Source organism: Pseudomonas sp. PS01303, from assembly GCF_029959385.1.
Lineage (GTDB): Bacteria > Pseudomonadota > Gammaproteobacteria > Pseudomonadales > Pseudomonadaceae > Aquipseudomonas > Aquipseudomonas rustica.
This window is the reverse complement of record NZ_JASCPK010000032.1, coordinates 1-19287: the sequence shown is the minus strand read 5'-3', so window position 1 is coordinate 19287 and position 19287 is coordinate 1. Positions and strand designations below refer to the sequence as shown.

The window sequence follows — 19287 nt, the reverse complement described above, 5'->3', positions numbered from 1 at the left end:
ATTCGGATGATGGCTATTTGCTGCTGAAAACGGTGCCTAACAATAACAGCCTTTCGCCGATTGCCAGAACCCCGAAGAAGCTGTGTTAAAGTCGGCGTCCTTATTTATCGACTCTTCGCGTGATATGACCGACTCCAGTCCTGCCGCAAGCCCCTCGAGCTTGAAAATCTACTTCCGCCTGCTCGGCTATGTTCGGCCGTACATCAGTCTGTTTCTGATCAGCATCGTCGGTTTTCTGATTTTCGCTTCGACCCAGCCGATGCTTGGTTACATTCTCAAGTATTTCGTCGACGGTCTGTCGAACCCGGAAGCCGTGCTGTTCCCGACCGTGCCTTACCTGCGTGACCTGCAACTGCTGCAGGCCGTACCGTTGCTGATCATCCTGATCGCTGCGTGGCAGGGTCTGGGATCTTATCTGGGCAACTATTTTCTGGCCAAGGTTTCCTTAGGCCTGGTGCATGACTTGCGCGTGCAGTTGTTCAACAACCTGCTGGTGCTGCCGAACCGCTACTTCGACAAGCATAACTCCGGTCATCTGATTTCCCGCATCACCTTTAACGTGACCATGGTCACGGGGGCGGCAACGGATGCGATCAAGGTCGTAATCCGTGAAGGCATGACGGTGATCTTCCTGTTCGCCTCCCTGCTGTTCATGAACTGGAAGCTGACGCTGGTGATGGTCGCGATCCTGCCGCTGATCGCCGTGATGGTGCGCACCGCGAGCAAGAAATTCCGCAAACAGAGCAAGAAAATCCAGCTGGCCATGGGCGACGTCACTCACGTGGCGTCGGAAACCATTCAGGGTTATCGCGTGGTGCGCAGCTTCGGCGGCGAAGTCTACGAAGAGAAGCGCTTCCTCAAGGCCAGCCAGAGCAACACCGACAAACAGCTGCGCATGACCCGCACCGGTGCGATCTACACGCCGATGCTGCAACTGGTGATCTACAGCGCCATGGCCGTGCTGATGTTCCTCGTGCTGTACCTGCGCGGTGACGCTTCGGCCGGTGACATGGTCGCCTACATCACCCTGGCCGGCCTGCTGCCGAAACCGATTCGCCAATTGTCCGAAGTCAGCTCGACCATCCAGAAAGGTGTGGCCGGTGCGGAAAGCATCTTCGAGCAGCTGGATGTTGCGCCTGAAGTCGACACCGGCACGGTTGAGCGCGATGCGGTCACTGGTCGTCTGGACGTACGCAACCTGAGCTTCACCTACCCGGACACCGAGCGTCAGGTGCTCGACAACATCAGCTTCAGCGTTGAGCCGGGGCAGATGGTTGCGCTGGTCGGCCGTTCCGGCAGCGGCAAGTCGACGCTGGCCAACCTGATTCCGCGCTTCTATCACCACGACAAGGGCGAAATCCTCATCGACGGTGTGGAAGTCGAAAACTACAAACTGCTCAACCTGCGTCGTCATATCGCTCAGGTGACTCAGCACGTAACCCTGTTCAGCGACACCGTGGCCAACAACATCGCCTATGGCGATCTGGCCGGCGCGCCGCGTGAAGACATCGAGAAAGCCGCGCGTGATGCCTACGCGATGGACTTCATCGCGCAACTGCCTGAAGGCCTCGACACTCAGGTTGGCGAGAACGGTGTGCTGCTTTCCGGTGGTCAGCGTCAGCGTCTGGCGATTGCCCGTGCGTTGCTCAAGAACGCGCCGCTGTTGATTCTCGACGAGGCCACCTCGGCCCTCGACACTGAATCGGAACGGCACATTCAGGCCGCTCTCGATCAAGTGATGAAAGGCCGCACCACGCTGGTGATTGCTCACCGTCTGTCGACCATCGAGAAGGCTGACCTGATTCTGGTCATGGATCAGGGCCGCATTGTTGAACGCGGCACCCACGATGAATTGCTGGCGCAGAACGGTTACTACGCGCGTCTGAACGCCATGGGCCTCGATGCCCCGGCTGAAGACATCGCCTGATAATGTTCACGCTGCCCGGTAGGAGCTGCCGCAGGCTGCGATCTTTTGATCTGTTTTCATAGAAGCAAGATCAAAAGATCGCAGCCTTCGGCAGCTCCTACAGGGAAAGTGCATTGCAGTTGTGGGCCGTTGTTTGTATCCAGACCTTTACCCTTCTTGACCAAACCGGCATAAAACCGGGCACCGCGCTTGTTAAGGTTCCTCAACGAACTCTTACATCTATCGAGGGGGACATCCCCGTCGCGCGGGTACTCTCATGTTGCAACGCTATCTGTGGAAACTGCTGCCGAAACCGCAGCGGGCCTTCCTGCTGGGGCGCTTGTCGGTGGTTGATCGGCAGGTCGTGAACAAGTCGATGTCGGCCAGTCTCGCGTTTCCAAAGGCTTTCCAGCAGCACTCCTGTTTATTCATTCATGTGCCCAAGTGCGCCGGCAGCAGTGTCTGCGAAGCGATATTCGACGGCTGGCGCCCGGGGCATCTGCCGTTGTACTGGTATCAGGAGCAGTTTCCGCAACAATTCGCCACGGCCTGGAAGTTTGCCTTCGTGCGCGACCCGCTGGAGCGTGCCTATTCGGCTTTCGCGTTTCTGCGCGGTAATGAACTGAGTGGCCGCGATCAGGCCGCGCAGCAACTGGTCAGGCAGTACCGGGATTTTGACGATTTTGTCTTGCGCTGGCTGCATCCCGAGAACATTCCCCGGCAATTGCACTTTGCGGCGCAAACCGATTTTCTCACCGACTCGCTGGGGCATCTGGCGCTGGATTTCATCGGCTATCAGGAACATCTGCAGCGCGACTTTCAGTTGGTTTGCGAGCAATTGGGTCTGGCCAGTCAGTTGCCCCACGTCAACAGCTCCCGGCAACGTCAGCCAATGCCCGCACGTGAATTTTGCACCACGCGCACCCGGCGACTGGTGAGACGGATTTATCAGCGTGACTACGAGTTACTCGGTTATGAATGAATCCCTGTCGCTGCCGTCGCCAGCGCCGGCCATTCGCCCTTATGGTCTGGCGCTGTCGCATCAGGCCCGCGCCATGATCAAGGGGCAGCGTCCGCGTTGCCTGTGGCTGACCGGGTTTTCCGGTGCCGGCAAGTCAACACTGGCCAACGCGCTGGAGTTGTATCTGCATCAGTTTGGCCTGCACACGTTTTTGCTCGATGGCGACAATGTGCGCAGTGGCCTGTGTCGCGATCTGGGCATGGGCGATGGCTGTCGTCGCGAGAACATTCGGCGCATGGCGGAGGTGGCGCGGCTGATGGTCGATGCCGGGCTGATCGTGATCGTCGCGGCCATCTCGCCGTTCCGCGCCGAGCGCGAGGCGGCACGCCGACTGTTTGCCCCGGAGGATTTTATCGAGGTGCATGTCAGTACCTCGTTGCAGGTCTGTGCGCGGCGCGATCCGAAAGGGTTGTATCAAGCGGTTCGCGAGGGGCGGATCAGCAACTTCACCGGCGTCGACAGTCCCTACGAGCCCCCGCTGAGTGCGGAATGCCGAATCGACACTGAAGCCCTTGAACTGCCCGAAGCCTGTCAGCAGTTGGCGGCGTTGCTGCTCAAAAAATGAGCAGAAAACCCACCTGTTTCATCCTGTTGCAGCCTGCGCGCAAGCCGGCGCCAACCCTGTGTTAATATCGCGCCCCTGTTCATTTTGTATGTGGGTTGCTCCATGAAGTTGTCCATGCCGCGATTCGATCAAGCCCCTGTCTTGGTGGTCGGCGATGTCATGCTCGACCGTTACTGGCATGGTGGTACCTCACGGATTTCCCCTGAGGCGCCGGTGCCGGTCGTTAAAGTCGAGCAAATCGAAGACCGTCCGGGCGGCGCTGCCAACGTTGCCTTGAACATTGCCGCGCTGGGTGCGCCGGCGTCGCTGGTCGGTGTGACCGGCGATGACGAAGCCGCCGACAGCCTGAGCAACAGTCTCAAGGGTGCGGGCGTTCGTGCCCTGTTCCAGCGCATCGCGCATCAGCCGACCATCGTCAAACTGCGGGTCATGAGCCGGCACCAGCAACTGCTGCGTATCGACTTTGAAGAACCGTTTGCCACTGATGCATTGGCCTTGGCCTCGCAGGTCGAAGACTTGCTCGAAGGCATCAAGGTGCTGGTGCTGTCGGACTACGGCAAAGGCGCGTTGAAAAACCATCAGGTGCTGATCCAGGCCGCGCGTGCCAAAGGCATTCCGGTGCTGGCCGATCCGAAGGGCAAGGATTTCTCGATCTACCGTGGCGCCAGCCTGATCACGCCGAACCTCAGCGAATTCGAAACCATCGTCGGCGGTTGCGCCGATGAGCACGAGCTGGTGAGCAAGGGCGCGACCCTGATGCACGACCTCGAGCTCGGCGCGCTGCTGGTGACCCGCGGCGAACACGGCATGACCCTGTTGCGCCCGGATCATCCGGCGCTGCACTTGCCGGCACGTGCCCGCGAAGTGTTCGACGTCACCGGTGCCGGCGATACCGTTATTTCGACGTTGGCGGCAGCGATCGCGGCGGGCGAAGAACTGCCTCACGCGGTGGCCCTGGCCAACCTGGCCGCCGGCATCGTCGTTGGCAAATTGGGTACGGCGGCGATCAGCGCCCCGGAACTGCGTCGCGCGATTCAGCGTGAAGAAGGTTCGGAGCGTGGCGTGCTGGGTCTGGAGCAACTGCTGCTGGCGGTTGACGATGCTCGCGCGCACAACGAGCGCATCGTCTTCACCAATGGCTGCTTCGACATTCTCCATGCCGGCCACGTGACCTATCTGGAACAGGCGCGCGCCCAAGGTGATCGCCTGATCGTGGCGATCAACGATGACGCCTCTGTCAGCCGTCTGAAAGGCCCGGGCCGTCCGATCAATAGCGTCGACCGTCGTATGGCGGTTCTTGCCGGTCTGGGCGCGGTGGACTGGGTGATCAGCTTCCCTGAAGGCACGCCGGAAAACCTGCTGCGCGAGGTCAAGCCGGATGTGTTGGTCAAGGGCGGCGATTACGGCATCGACCAAGTGGTTGGCGCGGATATCGTGACTGCGTATGGCGGGACGGTGAAAGTGCTGGGGCTGGTGGAAAACAGCTCGACCACGGCGATTGTGGAAAAAATTCGCAAGTCCTGATGAAGGGCAATTGTGGCGAGGGGATTTATCCCCGTTCGGCTGCGTAGCAGTCGTGAAACCAGTCACCGCGATTAATCTCAATCACCGCGGTCACAGGTTTTGGGGCGGCTTCGCCACCCAACGGGGATAAATCCCCTCGCCACAAGGTTATGGTGAAACCTTCAAATCGCTTTGCGCGGTACGATTTTCTTCAGCAATTGCTTGGCTTTGCCGCGTAATCGCGCGAGGCCAGTCGTCTTCTCCGGTGGCGTCAGACCTTGTTGACGCAACCAGTCCTTCCAACGAATCCGCTCATCGCGCACCAGCCAGCCCTCCTGGCGGGCGAAGCTTTCCGCCAGATACAAACCACGGGTGCTCGCCGGATACAGTTGATCCTTTTTCAGGGTGTACAACTCCGGCAACGGCTGACCGTCCTGCAACGGCATCAGGTACAAATCGGGCCGCTTGCGATCCAGCCGCGCCACCAGTTGATCGCCTTCCAGTCGCTCGTCGACATGAAACAGGCTCAAGGATTTGGCTTCCTTGGGCACGTCCAGGCGCAGGTCGTAAATCAATTGCAGCGACGCCGTCGGCAAATGCACATAAGCCCGTGGCCGTTCCTGCAATTGCAGATTGGCGCAGCGCACCGGTCGCGCTGAACCCGACAGCGGCGACAAACGAAACGGCAACGCTTCACGATAATGCAGGGCGGACGAGTAGGGCGCCGGCAGCCACGTATCGTTGAATCGGCCGCCGAGCCAGCCTTCCGGGGTTTCCAGCAAACACTCTTCAGCAATTTCCTGAATCGCCGTGTGCAGCGGAATGTTCAGTTCGTGCGCCGGCACATAACCGGAAATCAGTTTCAGCACCACGTCGCCGCGATCCTGCCGCCGTTGACGCACCAGTACCCAGTAATCGCGATTCTGCCAATGCAGGGTCAGGCGCACCGACACACCGAGGTTGGCCAGTTCCAGCGAAAACCGCTCGGCGTCCGCCACGCTCACCGGTTTGCGCCGTTGCAGGGTCTGGGAAAAATTCAGCGGCATGCCGACGCTCTGATAGGTCAGGCCTTCAGGCGTGGCTTCGACGAACAGTGGCAGGGTTTTGAAGTTGCTCGGGTTCTTTCTGATGAGCGTGCGCGGCATGTCGGCTCCTGCTTAATGCCGCGGGGCGGCGTCAGTGACCACGAAGGACTTGGGCTACGGTCGCAACGTTGTGGGCGAGGTGCAGCGGATTGATCGTTCCGACAATAGCACTGGCTACGCCTGGCTGGGCAAACAACAACTCGAAGCTGGCGCGCACTGGGTCGACTCCCGGGCTCAGGCAAACGTGACCGCTGGCCAGCGCCTTTTTCACCAGAATGGCTTTGCCGTGGGCAGCAGCATAGTCAATGACTGCTTTCTCGCTCTGTTCGTTCAGATTGTAGGTGACCATCGCGCAGTCCCCTTGCTCCAACGCTTTCAAGCCGCCCTCGACAGTTTTGCCGGAGAAGCCGAAGCCGCGAATCTTGCCTTCGGCCTTGAGCGCGGCGAGGGTTGCGTAAACTTCTTCGTGCTCAAGGATCGCCATGTCGTTGCCGTCGGAATGCACCAGAACCAGATCGATAAAATCGGTTTCAAGACGTTGCAGACTGCGTTCAACCGACATGCGTGTATGCGCAGCGCTGAAGTCGTGGTGCGACAGGCCATCGGCAAATTCTTCACCGACCTTGCTGACAATCACCCAGTCCTGACGCTGATCACGCAGCAGCGGGCCGAGGCGTTCTTCGCTGCGACCATAAGCCGGGGCGGTGTCGATCAGGTTGATGCCCAGTTCGCGCGCCTGGCGCAGCAACATCCGCGCTTCGTCATCGCCGGGGATCTGAAAACCGTTGGGGTATTTCACGCCTTGGTCGCGGCCGAGTTTGACCGTGCCCAGACCCAGCGGCGAAACCGTCAGGCCGGTGCTGCCCAGCGGGCGGTGGAAGTCGTGCAGGCTCGGAAGGCTCATGGCAGCAGTTGCTCCCAGGCAGGAAGGCCCATCGGTGGTTTCGGCAGGGCCGGCAATGGTTCGCTGGCGTGGGGCTGAATGCCGTCGCGCTCAAGCGCAGCGATCACGCGATCAGCGAAGTCCGGCGCCAGCGCCAGTTTGGTCGGCCAGCCGACCAGCAGACGACCTTGTTCGGCGAGGAAGGCGTTGTCCGGGCGGGTCAGCCCGGTTTGCAATGGCTCGGCACGGTCAACGCGCAGGGTCGTCCATTGCGTGGTGCTGAGGTCGATCCACGGCAGCAACTGTGCAATTTCTTTTTGTGCAGTGGCGATCTGCTCGGCGGGTTCGCGGTGCACGCCTTCGCTTTCGGCGATGTCGCCGCCCATGTACCAGACCCACTGACCGTCAGCGGCAGGATGGGTGGTCACGGTGATGCGCGGTTTGGTGCCGCCGCCCAGGCAGTGCGCGTACAGCGGCTTCAGGCCCGGGCCTTTGGCGATGATCATGTGCAGCGGTCGACGTTGCATGGCCGGTTGGCTCAGGCCGAGGTCTTCAAGCAATTGCGCAGTACCGGCGCCGGCGCTGAGCACGATGCGTTGCGCACGAATCTCGCGGCCATCGACTTTCAGGCCAACCAGCACGCCCGCTTCCAGCAGCGGTTCGATGGTTTGCCCGGCGAGCAGACCGTCGCCGGCCAGATCGGCGAGACGCTGAACCAGACTCGGCACGTCCACCACCAGTTCGGCGAGGCGGTAGACCTTGCCCTTGAAGCGTTTGTCTTGCAGGGCCGGCGGCAGTTGCTCGCCCTTGACCTGATCAACGCGGCCACGCACGGCTTTACTGGCGAAGAAACTGGTGAGGTTGCCGGCGAGGGTGCCGGGCGACCACAGATAGTGAGCTTCGGACAGCAGGCGCACGCCGGACAGATCCAGCTCGCCGTCTCCTGCCAGCGCTTCACGCCAGCGGCGCGGCATGTCGGCGATGGCTTCCGAAGCGCCGGTCAGCGCACCGTGCAGCGCGTATTTGGCGCCGCCATGGATGATGCCTTGGGACTTCACAGTCTGCCCGCCACCGAGGCTGGCGCTTTCCACCAGCACGGTCGAAAAACCCTGACGGCGCAGACGCGCATTCAGCCAGAGGCCGGCGACACCAGCGCCGACAATCAGAACGTCGGTGGAAATAACGGATGGCATGCAACGACCTCAGGTGTTCAAGACGAGGGCGCAGTATACAGACTCGGCAAAGCGCGGGATTTGTCGATGATCAATGCGACGAATGCAAAACCTGTAGGAGCCAAGCTTGCTCGCGAAAGCGGTGTGTCTGGGATGAATTTTTTGCCTGACACGACGCCTTCGCGAGCAAGCTCTGCTCCTACAGGGATAGGTGTTTGCCGATTAGTGGCCGGCGGTTTTCGAGAACAGCTGGATGACGACGACGCCCAGCACGATCAGCGCCATCCCGAGCATCGCCGGCACATCCAGTTTCTGCCCATAAATAAATAGCGCCGCGACGCTGACCATCACAATCCCCATCCCCGCCCACACCGCGTAGGCCACGCCGACTGGCACCGTGCGCACCACCAGCGTCAGCATCCAGAACGCGATGCCGTAACCGACGATGACCAACACCAGCGGCAGCGGCGTGCTGAAGCCTTTGACGGCTTTCATCGACACGGTGGCGATCACTTCGGCGCAAATGGCAATGGCCAGGTAGGCGTAGGCGTTCATGGTTCAAATCCTCAAGGTGAAACGTTGCTTTACTGAGCCGGCATTTTAGAGGTTCACCAGATGGGGTAAAGTCATTACCTATCTGTTCTGAAGATGGGTTGGTGAGTCAGCATGCAGTGGAATCTGGATCAACTTCGGGTGTTTGTCAGCGTCGCCGAGCAGCGCTCGTTTTCAGCCGTGGCGCGGCAGCAGCGCAAGGCGCAGTCGGCGATCAGCAGCGCCATCGCCATGCTCGAAGACGACCTCGGTGTCAGCCTGTTCGAGCGTAGCAGCGGTCGCCAGCCGACCCTCACCGAAGCGGGGGAGGCGTTGCTCGAAGAGGCGCGGGAAGTGCTGCGCCAGTGCGAGCGCCTCAACGGTCGGGCGATGGCGATGATGCGCGGTCAGGAAGCTCAGTTGCGCGTGGCGCAAGATGAAGCGATGCCTTATCAGGCGCTGGTAGAAAGTTTCGGCGCACTGGCCGAGCAATTCCCCAGCCTCGAAGTGCAACTGACCAGCGCCGCCCAAGGTGAAGTCGCGCGCAAACTGGAAGAGCGTCGCGCTGACCTCGGCCTGCTGTTCTATCACGACGAGATCCCCGAAGCGCTGGAGCGTCGAGTCCTTGGCAGCGTGGAAATGGTCACTGTCTGCGGGATCAATCATCCGTTGGCGACGCAGAGCTACGTCACATGTCAGCAGATGGCGCAGCATCGGCAACTGTTGATGTCGACGCAAACCAGTGTCTACCCCGGCAACGAACCGGCTAGCCCGCAGGTGTGGCGCGCCGACAGCTACTACGTGATGGCCGAATGGCTGGTGCGCGATCTCGGCTGGGCGTGGCTGCCACGCCACGTCGTGCAGTACTCGGCCTATCAAGGTTTGATGGTCGAACTCGACAGCGAATGGACACCGCCGGCGCTGGTGGTGGAACTGGTCTGGCGCCGTGACGAGCCGCTCGGCCCGGCGGCGCGTTGGCTGGCGGAGCGTTTTGCCGTGCACTTGCGGGCGATCGGCGACAAAAGTCGATAAACTCCGCCGCCATGAATAGAACTCTCTACACCGCGCTGTTTTACCTGGGGCTGCCATTGGTGGCGATTCGGCTGTGGCTGCGGGCGCGCAAGGCGCCGGCGTATGCCAAGCGGATTGGCGAACGTTTTTCCTACGGGATGCCAACGCTGCAACCCGGTGGTATCTGGGTGCACGCGGTGTCGGTGGGCGAGAGCATCGCTGCGGCGCCGATGATCCGCGCTCTGCTGCAACGTTATCCACAGCTGCCGATCACCGTGACCTGCATGACCCCGACCGGTTCGGAACGGATTCAGGCGCTGTTCGCCAACGAGCCGCGCATCCAGCATTGCTACCTGCCGTATGACTTGCCGTGTGCGGCGGCGCGCTTTCTTGATCGCGTGCAACCGAAACTCGCGGTGATCATGGAAACCGAGTTGTGGCCCAACCACATTCATCAGTGCGCCAAGCGCGGGATTCCGGTGGCGCTGGCCAACGGACGCTTGTCCGAGCGTTCGGCGCGCGGTTATGGGCGGTTCCGCAAACTGACGGCGCCGATGCTCGCCGAGATGAGTTTTTTCGCCATTCAGACTGAGGCAGAAGCGCAGCGCTTCCGTGATCTGGGTGCGCGTCCGGAAACGGTCGAGGTGACGGGCTCGATCAAATTCGACCTGACCATCGACCCCGCACTGCTGCAACGCGCCGCTGAACTGCGCGGGCAATGGCAGGCGCAAGAGCGTCCGGTGTGGATCGCCGCCAGCACCCACGAAGGCGAGGACGAAGTGGTGCTTGATGCCCATCGTCGTTTGCTGGCCAATCACCCGGACGCGTTGCTGATTCTGGTGCCGCGCCATCCTGAGCGTTTCAACTCGGTGTTTGAGCTATGTCAGCGTGAAGGTTTCTCCACGGTGCGACGTTCGACCGGGGCCAATGTCGATGCGCAGACTTCTGTACTGCTCGGCGACACCATGGGCGAGTTGCTGTTTCTGTATGCCTTGGCCGACAGTGCGTTTGTCGGTGGCAGTCTGGTGGCGAACGGCGGGCATAATCTGCTGGAACCGGCCGCGCTGGCGAAACCGGTGCTGAGCGGCCCGCACCTGTTCAACTTCCTCGACATCGCCGCGCAGTTGCGTGAAGCCGGGGCGTTGGCAGAAGTGGAGGATGCCGAAGGGCTGGCGGTGGAAGTGCGGCGCTTGTTCGAGTTGCCGCGTGATGCGCAACGCATGGCCGACGCCGGGCTGGCGGTGATGCGCCGCAATCAAGGCGCGTTGCAGCGGTTGCTGGATGGCTTGGCGCGGCTGATCAAATAAAGCAAAAAGATCGTCCGATCGCGGCCCGAGCCTTCGGCAGCTCCTACAGGGAAATGCATTCCAATGTAGGAGCTGCCGAAGGCTGCGATCTTTTGCTTTTAAGGCCGGGCCTTGAGTTGCTCTTCCGCAGCCTTGGCCAGATCCGGCGGCAGGAAATCCTTGTCCGGGTTGTAGTCGGCTTTCAGATAACGGCGCAGATCTTCCAGGTCGCCGGGATTCAACGTCCCCGCCGCCTGTTTCAAGCGCAGGTTGTCGAGGATGTAGTCATACCGCGTGTTGTTGTAGTTGCGCACCGAGGTGTACAGCTGACGCTGCGCATCGAGCACGTCAACGATGTTGCGCGTACCGACCTGATAACCGATTTCCGTGGCTTCCACCGCGCTCTGGTTGGAGATGATCGATTGCTTGCGCGCCTGTACCTGCTCGACGTCGGTGTTCACCGCGCGGTGCAGGTTGCGGGTGTTTTCGACGATCTGCCGACGCAGCGATTCGCGCTGTTGTTCGCTCTGATCCAGCTGCGCATACGACTGACGCACTTGCGAACTGGTCAGCCCGCCGCTGTAAATCGGCACGCTCAGTTGCAGGCCGACGGTGGTCTGTTCAACGTTGCCACCGTAAGGCGCACCGAACGAGTTCGGGTTGGCGAAACCGAGGGCGTCGTTGTCACCTTTTTCGTATTTGGCCACAGCATCGAGGGTCGGCAAGTGACCGGCCTTGCGCTGCTTCAATGTCTCTTCCGCAGAGCTGACGGCGTAGTTACTGGCCAGCAGATTCAAGTTCTGGCGTGCCGCCGTATCGACCCACGATTTAGCATCGTTCGGCGCCGGCGGCAGGATCGGCAGCGAGTGAACGATGCCCTGAATCGAGTTGTACTGACGGTTGGTCAGGGTGATCAGCGCTTCAAACGCATCATCGACCTGACGCTGCGCAACGATGCGGTTGGCCCGTGCGGTGTCGTAACTGGCTTGCGATTGCAGGACGTCGGTCTTGTCCGACAGGCCGACATCGAAACGCTCGTTGGACTGGTCGAGCTGGCGCTTGAACGCGGCTTCTTCAGCCTTGGTCGAGGCCAGATTGTCCTGACTGCGCAGCACGTTGAAATAGCTTTCCGCCGATTGCAGGATCAGGTTCTGCTCGGTCGCCGACAGTTGCAGTGCGGCTTGCTCGTTGACGTCCTTCGCGGCCTGATACTGGAACCAGCGATCGGCGCGGAACAGCGGCTGGGCGAGGGTCGCCTGATACGAATGCGCGCTGCGGTTGGCGATGGCTGAAGGCTGATCAATCGAGGTGCGCACGTTGGCGGTTTCGGCGCCGCCGGACAGGTTCGGCAGCAAACCTGCGCGGGCCTGTGGCACCACTTCTTTCTGTGCGCCGTACTGGGCGCGGGCGGCGGCCAGATCGGCGTTGTTGTCGACCGCTTCCTGGTAAACGCTGACCAGATCGGTTTTGGTCGACAAGGGCGCTTCTGCTGCCCAGGCCATTGCGTTGGACGCACAAGACACGGCAATAGCCAGTGAGAGTTTGCGCAGCATGAGGCGATCCCTAGCATTAATATTATGGAAATAATGTGCGCGCCAAGGCTACGGCGCGGCCCCTGTAGCGTCAAGGCGCGGCAGGGCAAAGCGAGTGTAGTTGCGCAATCGGTTCACAACAATCGGCCAAGCCCCTGTATTTGCGCCATTCATCATGGTGTTTGCCGCGGTGTTGGCGTTCTTTGCCAGTTGTGTCTAGACTGGCCGGGTTCTTGTCGGGGTGCCTTGCTATGAGGCTGAGATCGAATAATTTCGGATCCCGTTGAACCTGATCAGGTTAGCGCCTGCGTAGGGAACAAGATTTCTCGTCACCCGGCGAGTCCTCTTGTGCTTCGTCCGGGAAATTGTTCGACAATCGAACGCTCGACGACGATGCACAGCACCAGTCCTGGTGCGTCCGTGCCTTTCAGGTTCTGCTCCGACAATCCACTGCCTGGATGCTGTCTGGAGAGCCCGTGATGACTACAAAATCAAAAAACGCGATCAACCTGAGTGACTCGGCCAAGGTCGACGAGCAATCGGTCAAGCCGTTCACCCGTTCGCAAAAAGTCTACGTTCAGGGCTCCCGCCCGGACATCCGCGTGCCGATGCGCGAAATCAGCCTCGACGTGACGCCGACCGATTTCGGCGGCGAAATCAACGCGCCGGTCACCGTTTACGACACCTCAGGCCCGTACACCGATCCGAACGTAGTGATCGATGTGCGCAAAGGTCTGGGCGATGTGCGTTCGGCGTGGATCGATGATCGTGGCGACACCGAGCGCCTGCCAGGCCTGAGTTCGAACTTTGGCCAACAACGTCTGGCCGATGCCGAGCTGACTAAACTGCGTTTCGCCCACGTCAACAACCCGCGCCGCGCCAAGGCCGGGGCCAACGTCAGCCAGATGCATTACGCCCGTAAAGGCATCATCACCGCCGAGATGGAATACGTCGCCATCCGCGAAAACATGAAACTGCAAGAGGCCCGCGCTGCCGGCCTGTTGACGCAACAACACGCCGGCCACAGCTTCGGCGCGAGCATCCCGAAAGAAATCACTGCTGAATTCGTCCGCGAAGAAATCGCCCGTGGCCGCGCAATCATTCCGGCCAACATCAACCACGTCGAACTGGAACCGATGATCATCGGCCGTAACTTCCTGGTGAAGATCAACGGCAACATCGGCAACAGCGCGCTGGGTTCTTCGATCGAAGAAGAAGTGGCGAAACTGACCTGGGGCATTCGCTGGGGTTCGGACACCGTGATGGACTTGTCCACCGGTAAACACATTCACGAAACCCGCGAGTGGATCATCCGCAACTCGCCAGTGCCGATCGGCACCGTGCCGATTTATCAGGCGCTGGAAAAAGTCAATGGCGTCGCCGAAGACCTGACCTGGGAGCTGTTCCGCGACACGCTGATCGAGCAGGCCGAGCAGGGCGTCGACTATTTCACCATCCACGCCGGCGTGCTGCTGCGTTACGTGCCGCTGACCGCCAAACGCGTAACCGGCATCGTTTCCCGTGGCGGTTCGATCATGGCCAAGTGGTGCCTGGCGCACCATAAAGAGAACTTCCTCTACACCCACTTCGACGAAATCTGCGAAATCATGAAGGCCTACGACGTCAGCTTCTCGCTGGGCGATGGCCTGCGTCCGGGCTCGATTGCCGACGCCAACGACGAAGCGCAGTTCGGCGAACTGGAGACCCTCGGCGAGCTGACCAAGATCGCCTGGAAGCATGATGTGCAATGCATGATCGAAGGCCCGGGCCACGTGCCGATGCAGTTGATCAAAGAGAACATGGACAAGCAGCTGGAGTGCTGCGACGAGGCGCCGTTCTACACCCTCGGCCCGCTGACCACCGACATCGCGCCGGGCTATGACCACATCACCTCCGGCATCGGTGCGGCGATGATCGGCTGGTTCGGTTGCGCGATGCTTTGCTACGTGACGCCGAAGGAACACTTGGGCCTGCCGAACAAGGATGACGTGAAGACCGGGATCATCACTTACAAGATCGCGGCGCATGCGGCGGACTTGGCCAAAGGGCATCCGGGCGCACAGATTCGCGACAACGCCTTGAGCAAGGCGCGTTTCGAATTCCGTTGGGAAGACCAGTTCAACCTCGGCCTCGATCCGGACACCGCGCGTTCGTATCACGATGAAACCCTGCCGAAGGATTCGGCGAAGGTCGCGCACTTCTGTTCGATGTGCGGGCCGAAATTCTGCTCGATGAAGATCACTCAGGAAGTCCGCGAATACGCGGCCAACCAGCGGATCGAAGCGGTCGACGTGGACGTCGCCCAAGGCCTGGCGGAACAGGCCGAGCGGTTCAAGAAGGAAGGCAGTCAGCTGTACAAGAAGGTTTGACCCCGTACTGATCGTTCCCACGCTCCGCGTGGGAATGCAGCCCGTGACGCTCCGCGTCACTGGACGCGGAGCGTCCCTAGAGGCATTCCCACGCAGAGCGTGGGAACGATCACAACACAACAAAAATGTCCCTCTGAGATAACACCCTTGAGCATTCAACCCAGCACTTATTCTCCCGACCTCGCCGTACCCGCCGACAAGCGTGTATTCGGCGGTCGTGATCTGTTTTCCCTGTGGTTCTCCCTCGGCATCGGCCTGATGGTTTTGCAGACCGGCGCATTACTCGCGCCAGGTCTGGGCCTGTCCGGTTCGCTGTTGGCGATTTTCCTCGGCACGCTGGTCGGCGTGCTGCTGCTGGCCGCCGTCGGCGTGATCGGCAGTGACACCGGCCTGTCGTCGATGGCTGCCCTCAAACTCAGCCTCGGCAGCAAGGGCGCGAGCCTGCCGGCGCTGCTCAATTTGCTGCAACTGATCGGTTGGGGCTCGTTTGAAATCATCGTCATGCGCGACGCCGCCAGCCTGCTCGGTACCCGCGCGTTCAGCGAAGGTTCGCTGTGGTCGAACCCGGTGTTGTGGACGCTGTTTTTCGGCGCTCTCGCGACGTTGCTGGCAGTCAGTGGCCCGCTGACCTTCGTGCGGCAGATCCTGCGCAAGTGGGGCATCTGGTTGTTGCTCGCCGCGTGCATCTGGCTGACCTGGAACCTGTTTGCCAAAGCCGATCTGGTCGATCTTTGGTCGCGCGCCGGTGACGGTTCGATGCCATTCGCCGTGGGCTTCGACATTGCCATCGCGATGCCGCTGTCGTGGCTGCCGCTGATCGCCGATTACTCGCGTTTCGGCAAGCGTGCGAAGAATGTGTTCGGTGGCACTGCGGTCGGTTTCTTCATCGGCAATTTCTGGCTGATGAGCCTTGGCGTCGCCTACACCCTGGCCTTCGCGCCAAGCGGTGAAGTCAACGCGCTGCTGTTGGCATTGGCTGGCGCCGGTCTGGGCATTCCGCTGTTGCTGATTCTGTTGGACGAGTCGGAAAACGCTTTCGCTGATATTCACTCGGCAGCGGTGTCCAGCGGGATTCTGTTGCGCCTGAAAGTCGAGCATCTGGCCTTGGCCATCGGCGTGATCTGCACGCTGATCGCCCTGCTGGCGCCGTTGGCGCAGTACCAGAATTTTCTGCTGCTGATCGGTTCGGTGTTTGCGCCGCTGTTCGGCGTGGTGCTGGTGGATCACTTCATTCTGCGCAAGCGCAGCGCTCAGGTCGCATCAGCCGCATTGCGCTGGCCGGCGTTGTTGGCGTGGCTGGGTGGCGTGAGCACCTATCACTTGCTGGCGAATCTGTATCCGGATGTCGGCGCAACCCTGCCGGCGCTGGTGCTGGCAGGGCTGTTGCAGCTAGTGCTGGGTCGGGCCTTCAGTTACGGCCGGGAAACAGCTCAGGCTTGAGAATGCCGTTCAGACGCGGATAAGGAATCTTCAGTTCGACGTGGCCCAGTGCGTAAGGCGCAATGGTGGTCACGTCGTACTTGAGGATCACGCCGCCATAGGTCAGCGCCACGTTCTGGGTTTTCACGAACGGCCAGTTCTTCACGAACTCCGCTTCCTGATCGAGCTTGGTGCTGATCAACCAGCTGTTGTGCGCAACCTGCGCCGCTTTCCAGAATGCGTCTTCCTGACCCGGCAGCAACATGTCGGACAGGTTCAGCACCTTGTGCTGCTGGCGCGAATAGTTGATGAAACCGCGACCCGGATTGCCATGCGCGCCGCCGGTGTCGAGGTAGCTCGACAACTCGATGATCACCAAGCCGTCATGCTGCTCACGTACTTTCGCTTGCAGGTAGCTGCTGTTGCGCGGGCCGGCACTGGCCAGAAACTGATCGCGATAAGCCGCCAGGGTCGGCGCTACCGGGGCATTTTTCTCGGTGCGGGTCATTTGCAGCAGACGTTTTTCGATGATGCCGTCCAGTGCAGGTTCGGCCGGGAAGCGCAGGGTGTCGATGTTCACCAGCGGACAATCCGGGTTGGAACAGCCAGGTTTCAACTGTTCGGATGCGTCGCGAGTGGTCTCTAGCGGCGTGCGGTAGTTGGGCTGGAACAGGCTCGCGCAGGCGCCCAGAGTCAGGGCGATGGCGGCCACGGAGGCAATTTTGAAAAGCGACATAGGCGTCCTTTCGAAAACAAGGGAAGGCAAAAAGTTACCGCTTCGACTCTCAACGAGGCAGTCAGTTCGCCACTAAGCTAATTAGAGTGGGTTTCGCCTCCACCGTCCATCCCGCTGACGGTAAAGGGGCTGCATCAAACCGTTCGGGCGCGTTAGGATGGCGCGAAGTCGAGGTTGCCAATCAAGCAGCGCAGCCTCGTAATGGAATTGCAGTAAAGAGGATGCTCATGACTGATTTTGCCAACGCCATTCCGACCGCCGTCGATATCGTGCGGCGCGAAAAATGCTACGAGGGCTTTTACAAGCTCGACCGCGTGCACCTGCGCCATGAATTGTTCGCCGGTGGCATGAGCCGCGAAATCAACCGTGAAATCTTCGTGCGTCACGATGCTGTGTGCATGCTGCCTTACGATCCGCAGCGCGACGAAGTGGTGCTGATCGAGCAGTTTCGCATCGGCGCCATGGGCAAGACCGACAACCCGTGGCTGGTCGAGCTGGTCGCTGGTCTGATCGACAAGGATGAACAACCGGAAGAAGTTGCTCACCGCGAGGCGCTGGAGGAAGCTGGGCTGGACATCAAGGCCCTGTGGCCGATGACCAAATATTTCCCGTCGCCGGGCGGCAGCAACGAGTTCGTGCATTTGTACTTGGGGCGTTGCAGTACCGAAGGCGCAGGCGGCCTGCATGGCCTGGAAGAAGAGGCAGAAGATATCCGCGTCACGGTCTGGGCCTTTGAAGATGCCTTGCAGGCCGTCCGTGACGGACGCATTGCCAATGCGGCGAGCATTATCGCCTTGCAGTGGCTGGCGCTGAACCGCGCCGAAGTGAGGGGGCTATGGTTGTAAACAAGTTGCGCGATCGTTATCGAGTCGACCTCGCGGGGCTGCAAGCCGCCTGCGAGGCCAACTACGCGCGCCTGATGCGGCTGGTGCCGGACATGCGCAACGACCCGGAAGCGCGGCGCATCGCCGTGACTCAGGGCGAGCAGATGCTCGGCGTGCTGGCCCTCGAAGTGCTGCAAACCTGCCCGTACACCACCACTTTGCAAGTGCGTCAGGAGCACAGCCTGCCATGGCTGCCGGTGCCGCAACTGGAAGTGCAGGTCTATCACGACGCGCGCATGGCCGAAGTGGTCAGCGCCGAACATGCACGACGCTTTCGCGGCATCTATCCTTACCCGAACGCCGCGATGCATCAGCCGGATGAAAAGGCTCAGCTCAATCTGTTCCTGGGGGAATGGCTGAGTCATTGCCTGGCGCTGGGGCATGAGTATGAAGTCGTACGCTAGTTGTGAACTGCGTCCGGTTCGCCGCTTTCCTCTTTTACTGATCCCCCAGCATAATTGCGGCACTTGATCGATTCCGTGCTTTTGCCTTGGGAGAACGCCTTGCCGAGCGTATCCACGTTGACCCCCGCCGATTCGGCGCTGCTGGTGCAGTTGTCCGACAGCCATCTGTTCGCCGAGGCGGACGGTTCGCTGCTGGGCATGAACACCCGCGAGAGCCTGCAAAAGGTCATCGAACTGGTACTGGAGCAACAGCCGCAGATCGACCTGATTCTGGCCACCGGGGATATTTCCCAGGACGGCACGCTGGAGTCGTATCAACAGTTTCGCCAGATGAGCGCGCAGATCGATGCACCGGCGCGCTGGATTCCTGGTAATCACGATGAGCCGCAAATCATGGCGGTTGCCGCCGTGCAAAGCGCATTGCTGGAACCGATTGTGGATATCGGCAACTGGCGGGTGACGATGCTGGATTCGGCGGTGCCGGGTTCGGTTCCGGGGTATTTGCAGGACGATCAATTGCAGCTGCTGGCCCGTTCGCTGAGCGAAGCGCCGGAGCGGCATCATCTGGTGTGCTTTCACCATCATCCGGTGTCGATTGGCTGCGCGTGGATGGAGCCAATTGGTTTGCGCAATCCGGAGGCGTTTTTCGAGGTGCTGGATCGTTTTCCACAGGCCCGCGCGGTGTTGTGGGGGCATGTGCATCAGGAGATCGATCGCGAGCGTAATGGTGTGCGGTTGATGGCTTCGCCGTCGACGTGCATTCAGTTTGAGCCGGGCAGTGAGGATTTCAAGGTGGGGGAGCAGGCGCCGGGGTATCGCTGGTTACGGCTGTTGCCGGATGGGCGGCTGGAAACTGGCGTGGAACGCGTCACCGGTTTTGCTTTTATCGTTGATTACGGTTCTGAAGGTTACTGAGCCCCATCGGGCCTCTTCGCGAGCAAGCCCGCTCCCACAGGGGAATGCATTCCCCTGTGGGAGCG

17 protein-coding genes and 1 riboswitch are annotated in these 19287 nt (G+C 60.5%); of the genes, 11 read left to right on the top strand and 6 right to left on the bottom strand.

Annotated features, from left to right (window positions below; all coding sequences use genetic code 11):
- Positions 1-124 precede the first annotated feature (124 nt).
- From msbA to hldE, 4 genes are all read left to right on the top strand, one after another.
- A complete protein-coding gene (gene msbA / locus QMX93_RS12135) occupies positions 125-1927 on the top strand; it encodes a lipid A export permease/ATP-binding protein MsbA (RefSeq protein WP_159811690.1) in 1803 nt (600 codons plus the stop codon).
- Positions 1928-2183: 256 nt separating this feature from the next.
- Positions 2184-2888 (top strand): sulfotransferase family 2 domain-containing protein, encoded by a 705-nt coding sequence (locus tag QMX93_RS12130; RefSeq protein ID WP_282356089.1) that lies wholly within the window; start codon positions 2184-2186, stop codon positions 2886-2888.
- Positions 2881-3492, top strand: coding sequence for an adenylyl-sulfate kinase (gene cysC / locus QMX93_RS12125; protein WP_212549870.1), 612 nt, complete (start codon positions 2881-2883; stop codon positions 3490-3492). The genes QMX93_RS12130 and cysC overlap by 8 nt, the downstream gene beginning before the upstream one ends.
- Positions 3493-3594: 102 nt before the next feature.
- Entirely contained in the window at positions 3595-5016 is a 1422-nt protein-coding gene (gene hldE, locus QMX93_RS12120) for a bifunctional D-glycero-beta-D-manno-heptose-7-phosphate kinase/D-glycero-beta-D-manno-heptose 1-phosphate adenylyltransferase HldE (RefSeq protein WP_282356079.1), read from the top strand.
- Positions 5017-5177: 161 nt separating this feature from the next.
- On the opposite strand, the gene QMX93_RS12115 is transcribed toward hldE, so the two are convergent.
- The 4 genes from QMX93_RS12115 to QMX93_RS12100 form a co-directional block, all read right to left on the bottom strand.
- Positions 5178-6140, bottom strand: coding sequence for a metal ABC transporter ATPase (locus QMX93_RS12115; protein ID WP_282356077.1), 963 nt, complete (start codon positions 6138-6140; stop codon positions 5178-5180).
- A 31-nt stretch (positions 6141-6171) separates the two neighbouring features.
- On the bottom strand, positions 6172-6984 hold the full coding sequence (locus QMX93_RS12110) for an aldo/keto reductase (RefSeq protein WP_212544885.1): 813 nt from the start codon (positions 6982-6984) through the stop codon (positions 6172-6174).
- Entirely contained in the window at positions 6981-8156 is a 1176-nt protein-coding gene (locus tag QMX93_RS12105; protein WP_282356069.1) for an FAD-dependent oxidoreductase, read from the bottom strand. Before QMX93_RS12105 ends, QMX93_RS12110 begins: the two co-directional genes overlap by 4 nt.
- A gap of 201 nt (positions 8157-8357) precedes the next feature.
- The gene (locus QMX93_RS12100; RefSeq protein WP_053116736.1) at positions 8358-8690 is read right to left on the bottom strand and encodes a multidrug efflux SMR transporter; all 333 of its coding nucleotides are present in this window, start codon (positions 8688-8690) and stop codon (positions 8358-8360) included.
- Between the two features lie 111 nt (positions 8691-8801).
- Here QMX93_RS12100 and QMX93_RS12095 point away from each other — a divergent pair, with 111 nt between their 5' ends.
- The gene (locus QMX93_RS12095) at positions 8802-9698 is read left to right on the top strand and encodes a LysR family transcriptional regulator (protein ID WP_053116737.1); all 897 of its coding nucleotides are present in this window, start codon (positions 8802-8804) and stop codon (positions 9696-9698) included.
- Positions 9699-9709: 11 nt separating this feature from the next.
- On the top strand, positions 9710-10984 hold the full coding sequence (waaA, locus tag QMX93_RS12090; protein ID WP_282356064.1) for a lipid IV(A) 3-deoxy-D-manno-octulosonic acid transferase: 1275 nt from the start codon (positions 9710-9712) through the stop codon (positions 10982-10984).
- A gap of 98 nt (positions 10985-11082) precedes the next feature.
- On the opposite strand, the gene QMX93_RS12085 is transcribed toward waaA, so the two are convergent.
- On the bottom strand, positions 11083-12516 hold the full coding sequence (locus QMX93_RS12085) for a TolC family outer membrane protein (RefSeq protein WP_053116739.1): 1434 nt from the start codon (positions 12514-12516) through the stop codon (positions 11083-11085).
- Positions 12517-12722: 206 nt separating this feature from the next.
- Positions 12723-12828: riboswitch (TPP riboswitch) on the top strand.
- Positions 12829-12974: 146 nt separating this feature from the next.
- Here QMX93_RS12085 and thiC point away from each other — a divergent pair.
- Both thiC and cytX read left to right on the top strand, forming a co-directional pair.
- Positions 12975-14864, top strand: a complete 1890-nt coding sequence (thiC, locus tag QMX93_RS12080) for a phosphomethylpyrimidine synthase ThiC (protein ID WP_053116740.1) — start codon at positions 12975-12977, stop codon at positions 14862-14864.
- 147 nt (positions 14865-15011) lie between these two features.
- Positions 15012-16304 carry a putative hydroxymethylpyrimidine transporter CytX gene (gene cytX, locus QMX93_RS12075; RefSeq protein WP_282356060.1) on the top strand — a complete coding sequence of 431 codons (1293 nt, stop codon included), beginning with the start codon at positions 15012-15014 and terminating at the stop codon, positions 16302-16304.
- Here cytX and QMX93_RS12070 read toward each other — a convergent pair.
- Positions 16273-17019 carry an RsiV family protein gene (locus tag QMX93_RS12070; RefSeq protein WP_053116742.1) on the bottom strand — a complete coding sequence of 249 codons (747 nt, stop codon included), beginning with the start codon at positions 17017-17019 and terminating at the stop codon, positions 16273-16275. The genes cytX and QMX93_RS12070 overlap by 32 nt on opposite strands.
- Positions 17020-17246: 227 nt before the next feature.
- Between QMX93_RS12070 and QMX93_RS12065 the strand changes: the two genes are divergently transcribed.
- The 3 genes from QMX93_RS12065 (at position 17247) to cpdA (ending at position 19222) form a co-directional block, all read left to right on the top strand.
- A complete protein-coding gene (locus QMX93_RS12065; protein WP_282356058.1) occupies positions 17247-17864 on the top strand; it encodes an NUDIX domain-containing protein in 618 nt (205 codons plus the stop codon).
- Positions 17855-18307: a DUF1249 domain-containing protein gene (locus QMX93_RS12060; protein ID WP_053116744.1), complete on the top strand. Its 453-nt coding sequence runs from the start codon at positions 17855-17857 to the stop codon at positions 18305-18307. The genes QMX93_RS12065 and QMX93_RS12060 overlap by 10 nt, the downstream gene beginning before the upstream one ends.
- Positions 18308-18406: 99 nt before the next feature.
- Positions 18407-19222: a 3',5'-cyclic-AMP phosphodiesterase gene (gene cpdA / locus QMX93_RS12055; protein ID WP_282356053.1), complete on the top strand. Its 816-nt coding sequence runs from the start codon at positions 18407-18409 to the stop codon at positions 19220-19222.
- Positions 19223-19287 lie beyond the last annotated feature (65 nt).